Below are 18,720 nucleotides of genomic sequence, written 5' to 3'. Positions count from 1 at the left end.
AGCACGAGGAAGTCCCATGGCAGCATCGGCAGCCCCTGACAGCGCGGTCGAGCGCATCGTCATCGAGAACTGCGCCATCGCGACCGTCGACGCCGACGACACCGAGTACGCCTCGGGTCACGTCGTCATCGCCGGGAACAAGATCGAGTCCATCGGTGCGGGCAAGGCCCCCGGGAACCTCGACAACGTGGTACGCCGGATCGACGGCACCGGGCACCTCGTGACCCCCGGTCTGGTCAACACGCACCACCACTTCTACCAGTGGATCACGCGTGGCCTGGCCACCGACCACAACCTCTTCAACTGGCTCGTCGCGCTGTACCCGACGTGGGCGCGCATCGACGAGCAGATGACGTACACGGCCGCGCAGGGCTCCCTCGGCGCGATGGCCAAGGGCGGTGTCACCACCGCGATGGACCACCACTACGTCTACCCCAAGGGCTCCGGCGACCTGTCCGGCTCGATCATCCGTGCCGCGTCCGAGATGGGCGTCCGCTTCACCCTCGCCCGCGGCTCGATGGACCGCAGCGAGAAGGACGGCGGCCTGCCGCCGGACCACGCCGTCGAGACCCTCGAGGGTGCGCTCGCCGACACCGAGGCGACCGTGAAGAAGTACCACGACGCCTCCTTCGACGCGATGACCCAGGTCGCCGTCGCCCCCTGCTCGCCCTTCTCGGTCTCCACCGAGCTGCTGAAGCAGGGCGCCGAGCTGGCCCGCCGCCTCGGTGTGCGCATGCACACCCACGGCAGCGAGACCGTCGAGGAAGAGAAGTTCTGCCACGAGCTCTTCGGCATGGGCCCGACGGACTACTTCGAGTCGACCGGCTGGCTCGGCGAGGACGTGTGGATGGCGCACAGCGTCCACATGAACGACTCCGACATCGCCGCCTTCGCCCGTACGAAGACCGGTGTCGCGCACTGCCCGTCCTCCAACGCCCGCCTGGCCGCCGGCATCGCCCGCGTCCCGGACATGCTGGCCGCCGGCGTCCCGGTCGGCCTCGGCGTGGACGGCACCGCCTCCAACGAATCCGGCGAGCTCCACACCGAGCTGCGCAACGCCCTGCTGATCAACCGCCTCAACCCGGTGCACCGCGAGCGCGCGCTCAACGCCCGCCAGGCCCTGCGCCTGGGCACCTACGGCGGCGCCCAGGTACTCGGCCGCGCCGACAGCATCGGCTCGCTGGAGGCCGGCAAGCTCGCCGACCTGGTGCTGTGGAACCTGAACACCTTCCTGCACTCCTCGATCGCCGACCCGGTCACCGCCCTGGTCTTCGGTGCGGCCGCCCCGGTGACCGCGTCGTTCGTCAACGGCAAGCAGATCGTCGAGAACAACCGCCTGCTCTTCGCGGACGAGGACGCCATCGCCGTCTCGACGCGGGAAGAGGCGCAGCGCCTCGCGCGGATCACCGCGCAGGGCTGATCCCACGGAATCCGGCCGGGGGGGACGGCCTCCGGCCGGCCGCCGCGGACCCGAGCGGGGTCCGCGGCAGCCGTTCCCGGGCGGTGCCGGAGGTCTTCCTCCGGCATCCCCGGGGCGGTGACTCGTGCCACCGAGCCCCCGCGGCCCGTACCGGGCCCGCGCCACGGCACCCCCATGCCGTCGTCCGCTCCGCCCCGCCACAACTCCATACAGGTTCGACTCGCACCGCTTTCGCTGGGGTCCCGCCGGTCCGAAGGGCCGTGGGGCCACCTCCATGACACCCACGTCCCTGCCGACGTGTTAACCGACCGGAGGAAGCCGTCGTGGCCGCCATGCCCAGGTTTCGCAAAGATGCAGTCGCAGTACCGCAGGACTCCGGGGCGACGCACCCGGTCGACGAGACCCTGCCGCCCCTGAAGATGTTCACCAGCGGCCTCCAGCACGTGGCCGCCATGTACGCGGGTGTCGTGGCCCCGCCCATGATCCTCGGCCCGGCCGTCGGACTCTCCGCCAAGGAGACCGCGTTCCTGATGGGCGCGTCCCTCTTCACCGCGGGACTCGCCACTCTCCTCCAGACCCTCGGCTTCTGGAAGATCGGCGCCCGGCTCCCCTTCGTGAACGGCGTCTCCTTCGCCGGAGTCACCCCGATGATCGCCATAGGCAAGGGGGAAGGCGCCGACGCGATCCCCGTCATCTTCGGCGCGATCATCGTCGCCGGGGTCCTCGGCTTCTTCGCCGCCCCCTACTTCGGCAAGCTCGTCCGCTTCTTCCCGCCCGTGGTCACCGGCACCGTCATCACCCTGATCGGCGTCTCGCTGCTCCCCGTGGCCTTCAACTGGTCCCAGGGCGGCAACAGCACCGCCGCCGACTACGGCTCGATGAAGAACATCGGCATGGCGGCCGCCACCCTCGTGACCGTGCTGCTGATGCGCAAGTTCCTGCGCGGATTCCTCCAGCAGATCTCCATCCTGCTCGGCCTGGTCGCCGGCACCCTCGCCGCCGTCCCCCTCGGCATGACGAACCTCGGCGCGCTCGGCGACGCGGACCTGGTCGGCTTCCCGACCCCCTTCCACTTCGGCGCCCCGCAGTTCCAGATCGCCGCCATCGTCTCGATGTGCATCGTCATGCTGGTCTGCATGACCGAGTCGACGGCCGACATCCTGGCCCTCGGCAAGATCGTCGGCCGGCCCGCGGACGAGCGGACCATCGAGGGCGGCCTGCGCGCCGACACCCTCGGCAGCGCGCTCAGCCCCCTGTTCAACGGCTTCATGTGCAGCGCCTTCGCGCAGAACATCGGCCTCGTCGCGATGACGAAGGTCCGCAGCCGCTTCGTCGTCGCCGCGGGCGGCGGCATCCTGATCCTGCTCGGCCTGTGCCCGGTCGCCGCGTCCGTCATCGCCCTGGTGCCGCTCCCGGTCCTCGGCGGAGCCGGGATCGTCCTCTTCGGCTCCGTCGCCGCCAGCGGCATCCAGACCCTGGCCGGCGCCGCCATGGAGAAGGGGGAGAACGCCCTGATCGTGGCCGCCTCCGTGGGCATCGGCCTGATCCCGATCGCCGCGCCCGACTTCTACCACGCCTTCCCGGAAGACCTGCTGGTCGTCCTCGACTCGGGCATCAGCACCGGCTGCGTGGTGGCGATCCTGCTCAACCTCGCCTTCAACCACCTGGGGGCCCGCCGCAGCGCCGCCCCCGATCCCGTCCCGGTCCACTGAGGCCCGTACGGCGCCTGAGCCGGGACGCTGCTGCTCCGCCGGCCCGGCTCAGGCGGCGCGGCGTAACGGCCCCGGGTCCGCCGACTCCTCGCCCGGCGCCGGGTCCGCCCAGATGTTCGGGGTGACGCACCGGACGCGGCGGCCCTGCCCGTCCAGCTCCTGGCCCTCGGACTTGCGGGTGTGGAGCGCGAGCGCGGTGTCGGTGATGCGCAGGCCCGGCAGCCTGCGGCTCAGCTCCGAGGTGTAGCGCGACAGCTCCTCGACCGTGCGCAGCCGCGCGCTGATCATGAAGTTCCACGGGCCGCTGACCGACATGCAGGTACGGGTCTCCCGCAGCCCGGCCGCCGCCGCGGCGCACTCGGCCACGTCGTACTCGGACACCTCGGCCCAGACCGTCGCCGAGACCGGCCAGCCGGAGAGCCCGGAGGCCAGGGCGCAGCTGTAGCGCAGGCTGTGCCCGGCCTCCAGCCGCGCGAGCCTGCGCCGTACGGTCGACTCGCTCATCGCGAACTCCCGGGCCAGCGAGGCCACACTGCGCCGGGCGTCCCCGGCCAGCGCCAGCACCAGCGACCGGTCCTCCGCGGTCATCGCCGCCGTCGGCGCCGCCGACGGGCCGACCGGGCGCCGCGCCGGGGCGGTCAGCTGCGCCGCCTGCGCCGGGGTCAGCTGGTCGAGCCGCCAGCGGTCCGGGGCGTAGTGCACGGTCGTCACCATCGAGGAGCGCGTGGTGACGACGCCGGGTATCCGCTGCACCCGCAGGGACAGGTACCGGTACAGCGCGTGCAGGTCCGGGACCGCCACGAAGGCCAGCAGGTCCCGGGCGCCGGTGACGTGCTCCACGCCCAGCGTGTGCGGATCGCCCGTCAGCGCCCGGCCGACGGCGGGCGAGGCGCCCGCGGTGCAGCCGATCTCGACCCAGGCCAGGCAGGGCGCCCGGAGGCCGGTGCGCAGGCCGAGGCCCGAGATCCAGGCCTCACCGGTGGCCGTCAGCCGCTCCCAGCGGCGCGCCAGCGTGTCCGGGCGGGCGCCGAGCACCGGCGCGAGCCGCTCCCAGCTGGCCCGGGGAGCGAGCTGGAGTGCGTGGACGAGGGCCCGATCCATGTCGTCCATGGCGGAAATGGCTGAGTTCATGCCTTCCCCTGGTGGTTCTCCCGGTCGTCGGCGGGGGGACCGGTGTGACAGCCGATGATCTCTCGTTGGTGCATTCAACTGGGCACGGGGGTTGTTGCGTGCATCTTTGCGATAGCGGTGGAGGAAGCGTGGGCGAAGCCTGTGGGGGTGTCCGCGCCACGGTACCCGCCGAACTGTCCGGATTCATCGGCCGGGAACAGGAGCTCGCCGCCACGGCCGCCCTGCTCGCCGCCGGACGCCTGGTGACCCTCACCGGGCCCACGGGCATGGGCAAGACCCGGCTGGCCGTCCGGGCCGTACGGGACCGTGCGGCGCAGGACCCGGCCGCCGAGACCGTCTGGGCCGACCTGGCCGCTCTGCCCGAGGAGCGCCGGCCCGGCCTTGAGGGCGAGCTCGTGCGGAGCCTCTCCGGTGCCGACGGTGCCGACGGTGCCGGCGGCGCCGCGGGCGGCCGTCCGGTCCTGCTCGTCCTCGACGGCTGCGAGCAGCTCGGCGAGACCTGCGCCGGGCTGGTGGCCGGGCTGCTGGCCCGGCTGCCGGGGCTGCGCGTCCTCGCCACTTCCCAGTGGGGCCTGGGGGTCGCCGGGGAGGTGTGCCTGCCGGTCCCGCCGCTGGACGTGCCGCCGGCCGAGCGGGACGGCGTCGGCCGCGGACCCGCGGCCGACCCGGCCGAGTACGCCGCGGTACGGCTCTTCGCCGAACGCGCCCGCGGCGCGGATCCGTTCTTCGAGCTGACCCGGCGCAACGCCGCACCGGTGGCCCGGCTCTGCCGCGCCCTCGACGGCATCCCCGGCGCCCTGGAGCTGGCCGCCGGACGCCTGCACCAGTACGCGCCCGAACAGGCGCTGCGGCGGCTGGAGGCCGACCCGCTGCGCTTCCTGACGGGCGGCGGCCGCGGCGCCCGCTTCGACGTCGAGCGCACCCACCGGCTGTGCTCCCCCGCCGAGCGGCTGTTGTGGGAACGCCTGTCGGTGTTCGCCGGGTCCTTCGACCGGGCCGCCGTCGAGGCCGTCTGCGGCTTCGGCGCCCTGCCGCCCGAGCGGGCCGGCGAGCTGCTGCTGCGGCTGGCCCCGGGGCTGCTGCTCGGCGCGGGTCCCGGCCGCTACCGGCTGCCGCTGTCCGTACGGGCGCACGCGGCCCGGCAGTTGCTCGTACGCGGCGAGAACGCCGAGGCGGCCCGCCGCCACCACGACTGGTACCGGCTGACCGCCGAGCGGTCCGCGCAGCTGTGGCGGGCCCGCCGGCAGGGCGAGGCACGGGCGCTGGCCCTGCGGGAACTGCCCGACCTGCGGCTGGCCATGAACCCCATGGGCGGGGCGGGCCCGGGTGCGGCGCTGGAGATCGCGGTCTCGCTGTGGTTCCTGTGGTCGGCCTGCGGGCTGGTCGTCGAGGGCCGGCGGCACCTGGAGCGGGCCCTCGCCGTGCACCCGGCCCCGCGGCCCGCGCGGGCACTGTGGCTGGCGGCCTGGCTGGTCGGCCTGCTGGGCGAGTCGGACGGCGCGGACCCGCTGCTCGTCGAGGGCTGGACCGCGGCCGTCCAGGAGGGCGAGGACACCTGTGTGGCGTACCTCGCGCACGCCCGCGGCACCGTGGCGCTGTGGGAGGCGCGGTTCGAGGACGCCGGGGCGGAGTTCCGCGAGGCGCTGGAGCTGCTGCCCGCGGACCCGGAGTTCGGCCCGGGGCGCGCCCTCCTGAAGGCCGCGTACACCCTGGCCCTGTCCCGTACCGACCCCTCGGCGGTGCCCGTCGAGGACGGCCCGCCCGACGGTCCCGGGGACCTGTGGGCGCGCTGCTGGGTGGGCTACGCCCACGCCGTGGTGCTGCGCCGCGAGGCGCAGGCCGGGGCGGCCCGGGTGGAGCTGCTGCGGGCCCTCGGCGGTCAGCTGGCCCTCGGCGACCTGCTCGGGCAGGCCGCCTCCGCCGAGCTGCTGGCCGCGCTGGAGACCGACCTCGGGCGGTACACCGAGGGTGCGCGGCTGCTGGGGGCCGTGGACGGGATCCGCGCGGTGGTGCTGCGGGACCCGCGGGCGGCGGCCTTCTGGGCCCGCGGCCGCGCCCCCGCAGAATCGGTGCTGCGGGCCCGCCTGTCCGACGCGGAGTACACCCGCGCGTACGCCGAGGGGGCCCGCGGCGGTCTGCGCACGCTGCTGCCGGACTCCGGGACCCCCTGACCGCACGGAAATCGACGGTGACTCAGGCCTGCGGGCGACGGGCGGACCGTCTTCGGCCCGCACCCCTCACGTCCTGGTGAACGTACGGCGGTAGGTGCGGGGCGGCACGCCGCGCCGGCGGACGAACTGCTCGCGCAGGACGGCCGCACTGCCGAACCCGACCCGGCGGGCGACCTCCTCGACGGGCAGATCGGTGGTCTCGAGCAGTTCCTCCGCCCGGCTCAGCCGCAGGCCCAGCACCCACGCGTGCGGGGTCGTGCCCGTCGCGGCGGAGAACCGGCGGGCGAAGGAACGGCGGCTCATCAGGGCGCGACGGGCCAGTTCCGCGACGGGCAGCGGTTCGTCGAGGTGCTCGCGCGCCCAGGCGAGGACGTCCGCGAGCCGCTCGTCCTCGCCGTCCCCGGGGACCGGGGCGGCCAGGTACTGCGCCTGGCCGCCGTCGCGGTGCGGCGGCAGGACGAGGTCGCGGGCGGCGGCGTTCGCGGCGGCCGCGCCGTACTCGCGGCGCAGCAGGTGCAGGCAGAGGTCGAAGCCCGCGGCCGCGCCGGCGCCCGTGAGGATCCGGCCCTCGTCGACGTACAGCGCATCGGGCTCGACGGTGACGGACGGGTGGCGGTCGGCGAGGAGCCCGGCGAACCGCCAGTGGGTGGTGGCCCGGAGCCCGTCGAGCAGCCCGGCCGCGGCGAGCGCGAAGGTACCCACGCAGTGGGCGCCGACCAGCGCGCCGCGTGCGTGCGCGGCCCGGAGCGCGTCGAGCACCGGGGCGGGCGGCGGGATGCGGAAGTCGGCCCAGGGGAGAGCCAGTACGAGGTCGGCGGTGGCCATCCGCTCGAGGCCGTGGGCGACCGACACCGGCACCCCGACGTCGGTGGTGATCGCGCCGGGCCGCTCGGTGCAGAGCGCGAAGTCGAAGCGGGGGAGCCCGGCGGCGCGGGAGTCGAAGACCTCGGCGACGAGTCCTACGGCGAGCATGCCGACGCGCGGCGGGGCGTAGGCGGCGACGGTGAGGAACGGCGGCATGCGGCCAGTGTCGCAGCGTGGCGTCTGGTGCTGGCACGATTCCTGCGATCGCTGGCAGAACGGCCACTCGTGGGTGCCGGGGCGCCGCGAGAAGGTGGGGCCATGACAGAGAAGCCGCTCGGCCGCAGCGCCGCGTACACCGTCCTGACCACCGGCTACACCCTCTCCACCGGCCCGGGGGTCGCCGCCACCGTCTCGTACGTCCGCGACGGCGACCGGCACGTGATCGTCGACCCGGGCATGGTGGCCCACCGCGACCGCATCCTGGGCCCGCTCGCGGATCTGGGCCTGGGGCCGGACGACATCACCGACGTCGTGCTCAGCCACCACCACCCCGACAACACCATGAACGTCGGGCTGTTCCCGAATGCGTGGGTCCACGACCACAAGGCGGAGTACCGCAACGACCAGTGGAACGACCGGGACGCCGAGGGCCACGAGCTCACCGGCTCGCTGCGGCTGATCCGCACGCCCGGCCACAGCCCCGAGGACATCACGCTCCTCGCCGGCACCGCCGACGGCGTGATCGCCTTCGCCGGCGACCTGTGGTGGCGTCCGGACGGCCCGGCGGAGGACCCGGTCGCCCCGGACCGGGACGAGCTGCGCACCTCCCGCCTGCGTGTCGTGGCGGCGGCCGACGTGATCGTGCCCGGCCACGGAGGCGCCTTCCCGGCGGGGGACGGAGTACCGCTGTAAGCGCGTCAGGATCCCTGCGCGGCGCCGGGGTTCCAGTTCATCAGGTTGCTCATCAGCTCCGCCTGCTCGATCGCGTCGTCGAGGGCGTGGTGCGTGTGGCGCCGCCGGGACAGGAGCTCCCGCGGCATGGTGCCCTTGGCCACGGCCCGCAGCGGGAGGCCGGCCCGGGTGGCGTAGAGGGTCTTCATGTCCAGGCAGCCGGAGTGGCCGAAGGGGCTCTCGCCCGTGAAGCGGATCAGGTACCAGTAGAGGAACGTCCAGTCGTACGCCGCGGGGTAGCCGCACATCACGGGCTGGGCCGCGGCCCCGGCGGCCACTTCGCGGACCCAGGCGGCGAACTCCCGCAGCGCCACCGCCGGATCGGCGCCCTCGGCGGTGAGCCGGTCCCGGTCGAGCCCGCTGACGGCGAGGGCCTCCGGCACGTACTCCTCGCTGATGGGCCGCAGTTCGCGGTAGAAGGTGTGCTGTTCGGGGTCGGCCGCGGTGTAGCCGTCGGCGTCCTGCCGCCCGGCGACCGCGGCGCCGAGGCTGATCATCGAATACGGTCCGGGGATGGGCCCGTCGGCCTCGATGTCGACGGAGAAGTAGATGCTGGGACGGACTCTGCGTGCTGCCATGCCGGAGAGCATGGCAGCACGCAGAGCCGCGATCACCTGGTTTTCCCGCTGGTCACGGCGCCGGGGTGAGGTACATCCCGCTGTGGTCGGCACCCGCGGTGTTGCGGCAGGAGTGGCTGCCGGAGGTCTGGGCGGCCACCAGCGTCAGGCAGCGCCCCAGTGCGAGCTGGCCGTAGTGGTTCGGGTGCATGGACTCCTGGACGAGCCCTTGGGTGGAGTTGTTGTCGATCCACCGGGCCCACTCGCTGGTCTGCCCGGACGGCGGCTGCGTGGCGGTCGCCTGACGGCTCGCCCTGGCGCAGACCTCGCGGCCCTGCATCATGTCCCGCAGGTCGAGGAACTGCGTGCCCTTCGCCGCCGCGACCGCCTTCAGGCGGTTCGCGATCTGCGGTACGAGCGAGTCCCGGGCCCAGTCGGAGTCCTTGTTCCAGAACGGGCAGCCGCCGGTGTTGTAGCGGCTCCAGTCGCTCTGGGTGTAGCGGTTCTCGGTGCCCCGGGGGATCGGCGAGGGGTAGGACTGCAGCACGATCCGGTAGTCGGCGGCCGCGTAGCCGGCGTTGGCCATCACCGTGCGGATCTCGTCGACGGCCTTCCCGACCTTGGTCATCACGCCGTTGATCTTCTGGTCGACGTCCCACTGCTGGTCGTCGTGGCAGTAGGAGTTCCAGAGCACGAAGTCGAGCGCGCAGTTCTTGATGATGTCGGCGAAGCCGAGGTCGTTGCCGCCCACCGACAGCGTGATCATCTTGACGTCGTGCGAGGCGGCGACGGCTGCCAGCCGGTCGGCCTGGGGGGCCTCGCCCTTGTAGGAGACCCCGCCGGCGGAGGAGCGGAAGACGTTGTCCGTGACGGCCCCGGAACAGGCGAGGTTGACCGCGACGTCGGCGATCCCGGTCGCGCTGTTGACCTCGGAGCCGTCGGAGCGGTGGCAGCCGCTCGCCGCCGTCGTCCCGTAGACGCGGCTCGGGTCGTAGGTGCTGCCGGAGACCCAGGCGCGGTCGGTGCCGTTGCGGCTGCCGCTGTTGGTGAGGCTGTTGCCCTTCCAGCGGCCGCCCTCGCCGGAGATGTAGCTGTCGCCCATGGCGACGACGGCCGTGGGGCCCGTGCCCGGGCCGGCGACGGCCGGGCCGGCGCCGGTGCCGAGCAGCGCGGCCGCGAGGGGGAGCGCGAGCGCGGTCGCGGTCAGCGCGCGGACGGGGCGGACGGTGCTGGCGGTGCGGGAGGTGCGGAATCCGGTCACTGCGGAACTCCTGCGGTCGGCCGCGCACGCGTCGTCAACGCGGGCGCATGGCTGGGAAGTGGGGGGTACCGCCGGCCGGTGGCAACGGAAAGGTGACACGCTGCCGTTTGTTACCGCTAGGTAGCCGCAGGTTACTTTTGGGTAACGACCGACCGGTCGTTCGGCTCCCCGTGCCGTACCGATCGCATGCGCAGACGGCTCCGCCCCCGGCAGCGGTGCGCTGCCGGGGGCGGAGCCGTCGTACGGGGTGGTGGGGTGGTGGGGTGGTGCTAGCCGACCAGCTGGTCGTACGCGGGCAGGGTGAGGAAGTCCGCGTAGTCGGCGTCCAGGGACACCTGGAGCAGGAGGTCGTGGGCCTGCTGCCACTTCCCGGCTGCGAAGGCCTCGTCGCCGATCTCGGCGCGGATCGCGGCGAGTTCCCCGGCGGCGACCTCGCGGGCGAGGTCGGCGGTGGCGAGCTGTCCGTTCTCGAAGACGACACCGGCGTTGATCCACTGCCAGATCTGCGAGCGCGAGATCTCCGCGGTGGCCGCGTCCTCCATCAGGTTGAAGATGGCCACGGCGCCCAGACCGCGCAGCCACGCCTCGATGTAGCGGATGCCGACCTGGACGGCGTTGCGCAGGCCCTCGTAGGTGGGCCGGGCGTCCAGCGAGTCGATGGCGATCAGGTCGCCGGGCGCGACGGACACGTCCTCGCGCAGGCGGTCCTTCTGGTTCGGCTTGTCGCCGAGCACGGCGTCGAAGGACGCCATGGCGATCGGGACCAGGTCCGGGTGGGCGACCCAGGAGCCGTCGAAGCCGTCGCCCGCCTCGCGGTCCTTGTCGGCCTTGACCTTCTCGAAGGCGATCTTGTTGACCTCGGCGTCCTTGCGGGACGGGATGAAGGCCGCCATGCCGCCGATCGCGTGGGCGCCGCGCTTGTGGCAGGTGCGCACCAGGAGTTCGGTGTACGCCCGCATGAACGGGGCCGTCATCGTGACCGCGTTGCGGTCCGGCAGGACGAACTTCTCGCCGCCGTCGCGGAAGTTCTTGACGATCGAGAAGAGGTAGTCCCAGCGGCCGGCGTTGAGGCCCGCGGCGTGGTCCTTGAGCTCGAAGAGGATCTCTTCCATCTCGTACGCGGCGGTGATCGTCTCGATCAGGACGGTCGCGCGGACGGTGCCCTGCGGGATGCCGACGTAGTCCTGGGCGAAGACGAAGATCTCGTTCCACAGGCGGGCTTCGAGGTGCGACTCGGTCTTCGGCAGGTAGAAGTACGGGCCCTTGCCGAGGTCGATGAGGCGCTGCGCGTTGTGGAAGAAGTACAGCCCGAAGTCGACGAGCGCGCCGGGGACCGGGCGGCCGTCGAGCTGCAGGTGGCGCTCCTCCAGGTGCCAGCCGCGGGGGCGCATCACGACGGTCGCGAGCTCCCCGGCGGGCTTGAGGGCGTACGCCTTGCCCGAGCGCGGGTCGGTGAAGTCGATGCGGCGCTCGTAGGCGTCGATGAGATTGAGCTGGCCGAGGACCACGTTCTCCCAGGTGGGAGCCGAGGCGTCCTCGAAGTCGGCGAGCCAGACCCGCGCGCCCGAGTTGAGGGCGTTGATGGTCATCTTGCGGTCCGTGGGACCGGTGATCTCCACGCGGCGGTCGTTGAGCGCGGCCGGGGCCGGCGCGACCTTCCAGTCTCCCTCGCGGACCTGTGCGGTGTCCGGGAGGAAGTCGAGGTGGGAGGTGCGGGCGATCTCGGCTCGCCGCTCGGCGCGACGGGCGAGGAGCTCGTCGCGGCGGGGGGTGAACCGCCGGTGCAGCTCGGCCACGAAGGCCAGCGCCGCTTCTGTGAGGACCTCGTCCTGCCGCGGCAGGGGCTCGGCATCGACGATGGCCAGCGGGGACGGCGCTGGTGCTGACATATCTGTCACTCCTTCAGCGGCGGTGCCTGGCGGCCGCGGGAATGCTCGTGCGCGGCACGGAGTGCCGCCGGTTGGTGAGAGTTCCGGGATACGGTCGCGGGCGCCGTCTGGGGTTCAGGGCGCTTCTGACCAGTGGATAGTAATTTCCACGTGGTGGAAGTTCAATGGTTTGTTGATGTCGAGATTCTCTTGGTCGACAGATTCGGCCGTCCGGATGGCGCTCAGTGCCACTGCGGTCACACCCTGCTCAGTGCAGCCGGGTCAGATCGGGCGGGGTGTCGATGTCGTAGGCCTCGGCGATGTCTGCGCATTCCACCAGGATGAGGTCCGCCGCGTGATTCGTCAGATGGACACGGGCACCGCGGTCGCCCGTCGCGGTCGCGGTGATGTCGGCCCACCGGTCGGCCCCGAAGAGCACGGGGTGGCCGCGCTCCCCGCCGTACGACGCCGCCGCCAGGGTGGCGGGGGAGCGGTACGCCGCCCGGACCCGGGCGACGGCCTCCGGCCCGATGCCGGGCTGGTCGACGAGGGAGACCAGCGCGGCCGCGGCGCCCGTACCCGCGAGCGAGGCGAGCCCGGCGCGCAGCGAGGACCCCATGCCCTCCGCCCAGTCCGGATTGTCGACGAGCACGCACCCCGCCAGGTCGGCGCGGGCCCGCACCTCGGCCGCCGAGGCGCCGAGCACCACGTGTACGGGCTCGCAGCCGGCCTCGCGCAGCACGCGCACGGCGTTCTCGACGAGGGGCCGGCCGCGGAAGTCCAGCAGTGCCTTGGGCCTGCCGCCGAGGCGGCGCCCGCCGCCGGCGGCGAGCAGGAGTCCCGCGATGCGGGGCGGTGTGCGATCGGTCTGTGCCATGCCTCCTGGATACCACCGCGGCGTGGTTGACTGACCGGCGTGCGCGAGCGCGTGGGGCAGAACGCAGGGGACGCGGGCAACGGCGACCGGGCCCGGAAGGTGGCCGCGCTGAACGCCGCGGTCTCCCGGCTCCGCCGCGAACTGGCCGGATACCGGGGGGAGTTCCCCGAGCGCGGGATCGCCGAGGACGAGCTGGCCGTACTGCACGCGATGGCCGCCGGCGGGGCGCCCGAGGCGGCCCGGCTGCTGCGCTCGCTGCTCGCGGTGGCGGGCGCGGTGGGCTCCGTCAGTGCCCTCGCCCCCGCCCTCGCCGCCCTGCAGACCGCCGTCCACGCCTTCACCCGCCCCCCTTCGCCCTGAGCACCCGTCCCCTCGTCCCGGAACCGCGCTACGGATGCGCCGGACTCCTGCCGGAGGAGGGGCGGCGCCGGGGCGAGGTCAGGGCGCGCCGGGTGCGCAGCGCGGCCCTGCGCAGGGCCTGCGCGAGGCCCAGCGGGGCGGCGATCCGGGACTCCCGGGCCACCAGCAGTGCCCGCTCGTCACGGTCGCCCAGCGTCTCGCCGCGCGTCTGCGCCTGCGTCTGCGTCCACATCATCGTTCTCCCTTGCCAATAGGGGGCCAATACCGCGAGTGTGGGTCCTGATTGGCCTGGCAGGCAGAGCCAATCGGGGGAGGTTGGCATGGCAAGCGGGCGAGTGGTCCATACGGCGGACAGGATGATCGGGAGCCGGCAGCTGGCCGTGCTGCTGCCGCCGGAGGTGACGGCGCGCCCCGGCTACCGCGCCCTCGCCGAGGCCGTCCGCGGCCTCATCCTCGACGGCCGGGTCCCCCTCCACGTCCGGCTGCCTGCCGAACGCGAACTGGCCGAGGCCGTCGGCGCCAGCCGGGCCACCGTCACCGCCGCCTACGACCTGCTGCGCGAGAGCGGATACGTCCGCAGCCGCCGCGGCTCCGGCACCTTCACCGAACTCCCCGAAGGCCACAAGCCCGTCGGCGTCCACAGCCTCGTCACCGACGACGACGCCGGGATCGACCTCGCCATCGCCGCGATGGGCGCCCCCGAGGGCGTGCTCGAAGAGGCCATCGCCGGCGCCGCGCCCCGGCTCGCCGAGCTCGCCCGCACCCCCGGCTACCGCCCCTACGGCCTGCCCGACCTGCGCGCCGCCGTCGCCGACCGCTTCACCCGCCGCGGCCTGCCCACCCGCCCCGAACAGATCCTGGTGACCGCCGGCGCCCAGCAGGCCCTGGTCCTCGCGCTCGGCCTGCTGTGCCGGGCCGGCGACCGGGTCGTCACCGAGAACCCGACCTACGCCAACGCCCTGGACGCCGTCCGCCACGCCCGCCTGCGCACCGCGCCCGTCCCGGTCTCCGACCACGGCTGGGACATGGGGATCGCGGAGTCCACCCTCCGCCAGACCGTGCCGCGCGCCGCGTACGTCGTACCCGACTTCCACAACCCGACGGGTGCGCTGATGCCCGACGAGGACCGGCTCCGGCTGATCGCCGCGGCCCGCCGCACCGGCACCTGGCTGATCGTCGACGAGACGATCGCCGACATCGCCCTCGACGTGCCCGCGCCCGTCCCGCTCGCCTCACTGGCCGCGCGCGGCGGCGCCGACCACGTGATCACGATCGGCTCGCTCAGCAAGACCCACTGGGGCGGCCTGCGCGTCGGCTGGATCCGCGCGAGCGCCGGAATGGTCAACGAGCTGACGGCCGTCCGCGTCGCCGCCGACATGACCGGCTCCGTCCTCGACCAGCTCGTCGCCCTGTCGCTGCTCGACGGCCTCGACCGGAGCCTGCCGCCCCGCCTCGAACGGCTGCGCGGGCAGCGCGCCGCCCTGGTCGCGGCCCTGCAGCGGCACACCCCCGAGTGGCGCTGGCAGCTGCCCCCCGGCGGGCTGTCCCTCTGGGTGGACCTGGGAGAGCCGGTCAGCACGGCGCTCGCCGAGCGCGCCGAGGCCGCCGGCGTCCACATCGGCCGCGGCGCCCGCTTCGGCGCCGACCCCGGCACCTTCGAGCACCGGCTGCGGATCCCGTACACGCTGCCCGCCGACCGCCTGGAGGAGGGCGTACGCCGCCTCGCCGCTGCCTTCCACGAAGGCGTCCCCCTGCCGCCCGCGGTCGAGCGCCCCCACTGGGTCGCCTGACGGAGGGCCCGGACTACGGCGTGCGGATCAGGCGCCGGGCGCCCGCCTGGGCCACGGCCGCGGTGCGGGAGTCCACGCCGAGCTTGGCGTAGATGTGCACCAGGTGGGACTTCACCGTGGCCTGGCTCAGGAAGAGCTTCTTGCTGATCTGCTGGTTCGACAGCCCGTCCGCGACGAGCTGGAGCACCTCCAGCTCCCGCTTCGTCAGGGATTCCGCCGGGGTGCGCATGCGGTCCATCAGGCGCAGCGCCACCGCCGGGGCCAGGGCCGACTGGCCCGCCGCCGCCGTGCGGACCGCCGCCGCCAGCTCCTCCGGCGGGGCGTCCTTGAGCAGGTAGCCGGAGGCCCCCGCCTCCACCGCCGCCAGGATGTCGGCGTCCGTGTCGTACGTCGTCAGCACCAGCACCCGCGGCGCCCCGGGCCGGGCGGTGATGGCCGCCGTGGCATCGGAACCGTGCATGCCGGCGCCGAACTGCAGGTCCATCAGGACCACGTCCACCTCCCCGGCGGCGGCGAGCTCCACGGCCCGTTCCGCGGTGGCCGCCTCCGCGACCACCGCGAAGTCCGGCTCGGTGTCCAGCACCGCGCGCAGGCCCGCCCGTACCACCGGGTGGTCGTCGGCCAGCAGCAGGCGGATGGTCATGCGTGCTCCACGGGTAGCGGCAGGGTCACGGCCAGGGCGGTCCCCTGGCCGGGTGCGGACTCCACGGTGAACGTCCCGCCGAGCGACTCGGCGCGCGAGCGCATCGCGGGCAGGCCGAAGCCGCCCTCCCCGGACGGCGCGGACAGCGGGTCGAAGCCCCCGCCGTCGTCGACGACGTCCAGGGTGACCGAGGAGTCCATGAAGGTCAGGGTGATCTCCGCGCGCCCCGCCCGCGCGTGCCGCACCACATTGGCCAGCGCCGACTGGGCGATCCGCAGCAGGGCCACCTCGTACGGCGTGGGCAGCTCGGCCGGGGTCCCGCTGAGCGAGAACCGCACCCGCGGCCCGGGCGCGGCCGCGCACAGCCGCTCCAGGGCCGCGGCCAGCGACCCGTGCTCCAGGTCCGGCGGGGTCAGCGCGCGGACGAACCGCCGCGCCTCGGCCAGATTGTCCTGGGCCGCCTCCCGGGCCTGCCCGATGTGCTCGGCGGCGGGCGACCCGGCGGGCAGCGAGCGCTCCGCGGCCCGCAGCAGCAGCTGGATCGAGGACAGCCCCTGCGCCAGCGTGTCGTGGATCTCGCGGGCCAGCCGCTCGCGCTCCGCCATCACCCCGGCGCTGCGCTCGGCCGCGGCCAGCTCCGCCCGGGTGGTGATCAGCTCCTCGATCAGCTCCCGGCGGCGTTCGCTCTCGCGGTACAGCGCCTGGTAGCCGAGGACGGTCGCCACCGCGACCGCCCCGCCCAGCAGCGGCCCCAGGAAGGCCCCGGGGGTCACGGGCGTGCTGTGCGCCAGGAAGCCGCCGATCGCCGCGCACGCGGTGGCCGCGACCGCCGCGACGCCCCAGCGCAGCGGCAGCAGGTGCAGCTGGAGGAAGTACAGCGGGAAGGCGATCCACAGGCCGTCCGGCGAGACCACCAGCAGCGCCGCCCAGGCCGCGCCCAGCCCCGCCAGCCACAGCGCCCCGGCCCGCGGCGACCGGTGCACCGCAGGAGTGCGCACCCCCGCGGCGTACACGGCGGCCATCAGTGCGGCGGCCGCCACCACCAGCCCGGCCCTCGGCGCGGAGTCCGCGACGGCCCGCGCGGCGGCGAGCGCGAGCAGGCCCAGCAGCAGGGCGTGCAGGCACAGCCGCAGGACGCGGGAGACGGGGGTCAGGGGGCGGTTCACCATGGCCCGACCAGCGTACGGGCGGGCCCGCTGACCCCGGTCAACCGAAAGATTGATGTCCGGACGGTCCCTTCGATACCAGGATCCCTACCGTGGCGCGATGCCGTGTGCCCGCGCGGAAGGCCAGGGTGGGGACATGTTCGTCGCATGGAGAGATCTGCGGTTCGCCAAGGGCCGCTTCGCCCTGATGGGCGCGGTCGTCGTACTGATCACGCTGCTCGTGGCCCTGCTGTCGGGGCTGACCTCCGGCCTCGCCCGGGAGAACACCTCGGCGATCACCGGACTGCCCGCCGGCCACCTGGCCTTCGCCGCCCCCTCCGGGGACCAGGAGGTGTCCTTCACCAACTCCTCGGTGCCCGAGAGTGCCTGGCGGATCTGGGCCGGGCAGCCGGGGGTGGCCTCGGCGCACCCGGTCGGCATCCGCACCCTCAACGCCGCCGCGGGCGGGCGCACGGCCGCCGTCTCGGCCTTCGGCGTGGAGCCGGACGCGGGCATCGCCCCGCGCGTCCCGGGCGCACCGCTCTCCCAGGGCCGGGTGATCCTCTCCGCCAAGGCCGCCGCCGAGCTGGGCGTCGGGGCCGGGGACCAGGTCCGCATCGGCGCGGTCGAGGAAACCGTCGCCGCGGTCGCGGGCACCGCGTCGTACAGCCACACGCCCGTGGTCTGGGTGGCGCTCGACGACTGGCAGCGCATCGGCTCCTCCGGCACCTCGCCGGAGGAGCAGGCCACCGTCATCGCGCTCACGGCCGCCGGTTCCGCCGACCTGGCAGCGGGCGACCGGGCCGCCGGCACCCGGACCCTGCCGCGGGAGGAGGCGCTGAGCGCCATCGGCTCGTACGCCGCGGAGAACGGCTCGCTCCAGCTGATGCGCGGATTCCTCTTCGTCATCTCCGCGCTGGTGATAGGGGCCTTCTTCACCGTGTGGACCATCCAGCGCAGCGGGGACGTCGCCGTCCTCAAGGCGCTGGGCGCCTCCACCCCGTACCTCCTCAAGGACGCACTCGGACAGGCCGTCGTCATGCTCCTCGCCGGCACCGGCCTGGGGACCGGGCTGGCCGCCGGGCTGGGCGTGGTGATCAGCGGCGGCGACGTGCCCTTCGTGCTCGACGCGCCGACCGTCCTGCTCCCGGCCCTCGTCATGATCGGTCTCGGCGTGCTCGGCGCCGCACTCTCCATCCGGCGGATCACCGCCGTCGACCCCCTGACCGCACTCGGGAGCGCACGATGACACTGCTCGTCCACGACGTCACGCTCACCTACCCCGACGGCGACGGCCGCCTCACCGCCCTGGACGCGGTCGGCCTGGACGTGCCCGCGGGCACCCTGACCGCGGTCGTCGGGCCGTCCGGGTCCGGCAAGTCCAGCCTGCTCGCCGTCGCGGCGACGCTGGTCACCCCGGACTCCGGCCGGGTGGTGGTGGCCGGGCGGGACACCGCGCTGCTGAGCGCGGCGCAGAAGTCCGCCCTGCGCCGCGAGCACATCGGCATCGTCTTCCAGCAGCCGAACCTGCTGCCGTCGCTCAGCTGCGCCGAACAGCTCCAGGTGATGGCGCACCTGGCCGGCCGGCCGTCGCGGCAACTGCGCCGCAGGGCCCTGGAGCTGCTCGAGGCGGTCGGGCTGGCCGACAAGGCGGACCGCCGACCGCACCAGCTCTCCGGCGGCCAGCGCCAGCGCGTCAACATCGCGCGCGCCCTCATGAACGATCCGTCCGTGCTCCTCGTCGACGAGCCGACCAGCGCCCTCGACCACGAGCGGGGCGCCGCGATACTCGACCTGCTGGTCGGGCTGACCCGGGAGCGGTCGACGGCCACCGTGCTCGTCACGCACGACCGCGCCCACCTGGAGCGGATGGACCGCATGGTGACGATGGCCGACGGCCGCCTCACCGAGGCCGCGCTGGCCTGAGCCCGCCGGCGCGGGGGGGGGGGGGGGGGGGGGGGGGGGGGGGGGGGGGGGGGGGGGGGGGGGGGGGGGGGGGGGGGGGGGGGGGGGGGGGGGGGGGGGGGGGG

17 protein-coding genes are annotated in these 18,720 nt (G+C 74.2%); 8 read left to right on the top strand and 9 right to left on the bottom strand.

Going from position 1 to position 18,720, the window contains the following annotated elements:
- Nucleotides 1–16 precede the first annotated feature (16 nt).
- The gene (locus ACZ7H1_RS24945; protein ID WP_470789804.1) at nt 17–1,420 is read left to right on the top strand and encodes an 8-oxoguanine deaminase; all 1,404 of its coding nucleotides are present in this window, start codon (nt 17–19) and stop codon (nt 1,418–1,420) included.
- A gap of 323 nt (nt 1,421–1,743) precedes the next feature.
- On the top strand, nt 1,744–3,132 hold the full coding sequence (locus tag ACZ7H1_RS24940; protein ID WP_470789802.1) for a nucleobase:cation symporter-2 family protein: 1,389 nt from the start codon (nt 1,744–1,746) through the stop codon (nt 3,130–3,132).
- Nucleotides 3,133–3,180: 48 nt separating this feature from the next.
- On the opposite strand, the gene ACZ7H1_RS24935 is transcribed toward ACZ7H1_RS24940, so the two are convergent.
- The gene (locus ACZ7H1_RS24935) at nt 3,181–4,263 is read right to left on the bottom strand and encodes an Lrp/AsnC family transcriptional regulator (RefSeq protein ID WP_470789800.1); all 1,083 of its coding nucleotides are present in this window, start codon (nt 4,261–4,263) and stop codon (nt 3,181–3,183) included.
- 128 nt (nt 4,264–4,391) lie between these two features.
- Between ACZ7H1_RS24935 and ACZ7H1_RS24930 the strand changes: the two genes are divergently transcribed.
- Nucleotides 4,392–6,434 (top strand): ATP-binding protein, encoded by a 2,043-nt coding sequence (locus ACZ7H1_RS24930; protein WP_470789798.1) that lies wholly within the window; start codon nt 4,392–4,394, stop codon nt 6,432–6,434.
- Nucleotides 6,435–6,500: 66 nt separating this feature from the next.
- Here the strand turns inward: ACZ7H1_RS24930 and ACZ7H1_RS24925 are convergent, their stop codons facing one another.
- Entirely contained in the window at nt 6,501–7,454 is a 954-nt protein-coding gene (locus ACZ7H1_RS24925; protein WP_470789796.1) for a GlxA family transcriptional regulator, read from the bottom strand.
- A 102-nt stretch (nt 7,455–7,556) separates the two neighbouring features.
- Between ACZ7H1_RS24925 and ACZ7H1_RS24920 the strand changes: the two genes are divergently transcribed.
- Nucleotides 7,557–8,150, top strand: a complete 594-nt coding sequence (locus ACZ7H1_RS24920) for an MBL fold metallo-hydrolase (protein ID WP_470789794.1) — start codon at nt 7,557–7,559, stop codon at nt 8,148–8,150.
- 5 nt (nt 8,151–8,155) lie between these two features.
- Here the strand turns inward: ACZ7H1_RS24920 and ACZ7H1_RS24915 are convergent, their stop codons facing one another.
- From ACZ7H1_RS24915 to ACZ7H1_RS24900, 4 genes are all read right to left on the bottom strand, one after another.
- Nucleotides 8,156–8,767 carry a 3'-5' exoribonuclease domain-containing protein gene (locus ACZ7H1_RS24915; RefSeq protein ID WP_470789792.1) on the bottom strand — a complete coding sequence of 204 codons (612 nt, stop codon included), beginning with the start codon at nt 8,765–8,767 and terminating at the stop codon, nt 8,156–8,158.
- 52 nt (nt 8,768–8,819) lie between these two features.
- A complete protein-coding gene (locus ACZ7H1_RS24910) occupies nt 8,820–10,007 on the bottom strand; it encodes an SGNH/GDSL hydrolase family protein (protein ID WP_470789790.1) in 1,188 nt (395 codons plus the stop codon).
- 269 nt (nt 10,008–10,276) lie between these two features.
- Nucleotides 10,277–11,896, bottom strand: a complete 1,620-nt coding sequence (gene aceB / locus ACZ7H1_RS24905; RefSeq protein WP_470789788.1) for a malate synthase A — start codon at nt 11,894–11,896, stop codon at nt 10,277–10,279.
- 247 nt (nt 11,897–12,143) lie between these two features.
- Complete coding sequence (locus ACZ7H1_RS24900; RefSeq protein WP_470789786.1) at nt 12,144–12,752, bottom strand: nucleotidyltransferase family protein; 609 nt, start codon at nt 12,750–12,752, stop codon at nt 12,144–12,146.
- A 39-nt stretch (nt 12,753–12,791) separates the two neighbouring features.
- On the opposite strand from ACZ7H1_RS24900, the gene ACZ7H1_RS24895 reads away from it, so the two are divergent.
- On the top strand, nt 12,792–13,112 hold the full coding sequence (locus ACZ7H1_RS24895; protein ID WP_470789785.1) for a DUF5955 family protein: 321 nt from the start codon (nt 12,792–12,794) through the stop codon (nt 13,110–13,112).
- A 28-nt stretch (nt 13,113–13,140) separates the two neighbouring features.
- Here the strand turns inward: ACZ7H1_RS24895 and ACZ7H1_RS24890 are convergent, their stop codons facing one another.
- A complete protein-coding gene (locus tag ACZ7H1_RS24890; RefSeq protein ID WP_470789783.1) occupies nt 13,141–13,347 on the bottom strand; it encodes a hypothetical protein in 207 nt (68 codons plus the stop codon).
- A gap of 85 nt (nt 13,348–13,432) precedes the next feature.
- Here ACZ7H1_RS24890 and yczR point away from each other — a divergent pair, with 85 nt between their 5' ends.
- A complete protein-coding gene (gene yczR, locus ACZ7H1_RS24885; RefSeq protein WP_470789782.1) occupies nt 13,433–14,902 on the top strand; it encodes a MocR-like transcription factor YczR in 1,470 nt (489 codons plus the stop codon).
- Nucleotides 14,903–14,915: 13 nt separating this feature from the next.
- On the opposite strand, the gene ACZ7H1_RS24880 is transcribed toward yczR, so the two are convergent.
- Both ACZ7H1_RS24880 and ACZ7H1_RS24875 read right to left on the bottom strand, forming a co-directional pair.
- Nucleotides 14,916–15,545, bottom strand: coding sequence for a response regulator (locus ACZ7H1_RS24880; RefSeq protein WP_470789781.1), 630 nt, complete (start codon nt 15,543–15,545; stop codon nt 14,916–14,918).
- Complete coding sequence (locus ACZ7H1_RS24875) at nt 15,542–16,714, bottom strand: sensor histidine kinase (RefSeq protein ID WP_470789779.1); 1,173 nt, start codon at nt 16,712–16,714, stop codon at nt 15,542–15,544. The genes ACZ7H1_RS24880 and ACZ7H1_RS24875 overlap by 4 nt, the downstream gene beginning before the upstream one ends.
- A gap of 133 nt (nt 16,715–16,847) precedes the next feature.
- Here ACZ7H1_RS24875 and ACZ7H1_RS24870 point away from each other — a divergent pair, with 133 nt between their 5' ends.
- Entirely contained in the window at nt 16,848–17,939 is a 1,092-nt protein-coding gene (locus ACZ7H1_RS24870) for an ABC transporter permease (RefSeq protein WP_470789778.1), read from the top strand.
- Nucleotides 17,936–18,616, top strand: a complete 681-nt coding sequence (locus ACZ7H1_RS24865; RefSeq protein ID WP_470789776.1) for an ABC transporter ATP-binding protein — start codon at nt 17,936–17,938, stop codon at nt 18,614–18,616. The genes ACZ7H1_RS24870 and ACZ7H1_RS24865 overlap by 4 nt, the downstream gene beginning before the upstream one ends.
- Nucleotides 18,617–18,720 lie beyond the last annotated feature (104 nt).

Source organism: Streptomyces sp. NPDC037401 (assembly GCF_055602345.1).
This window is presented reverse-complemented; position numbering and strand designations above follow the sequence as displayed.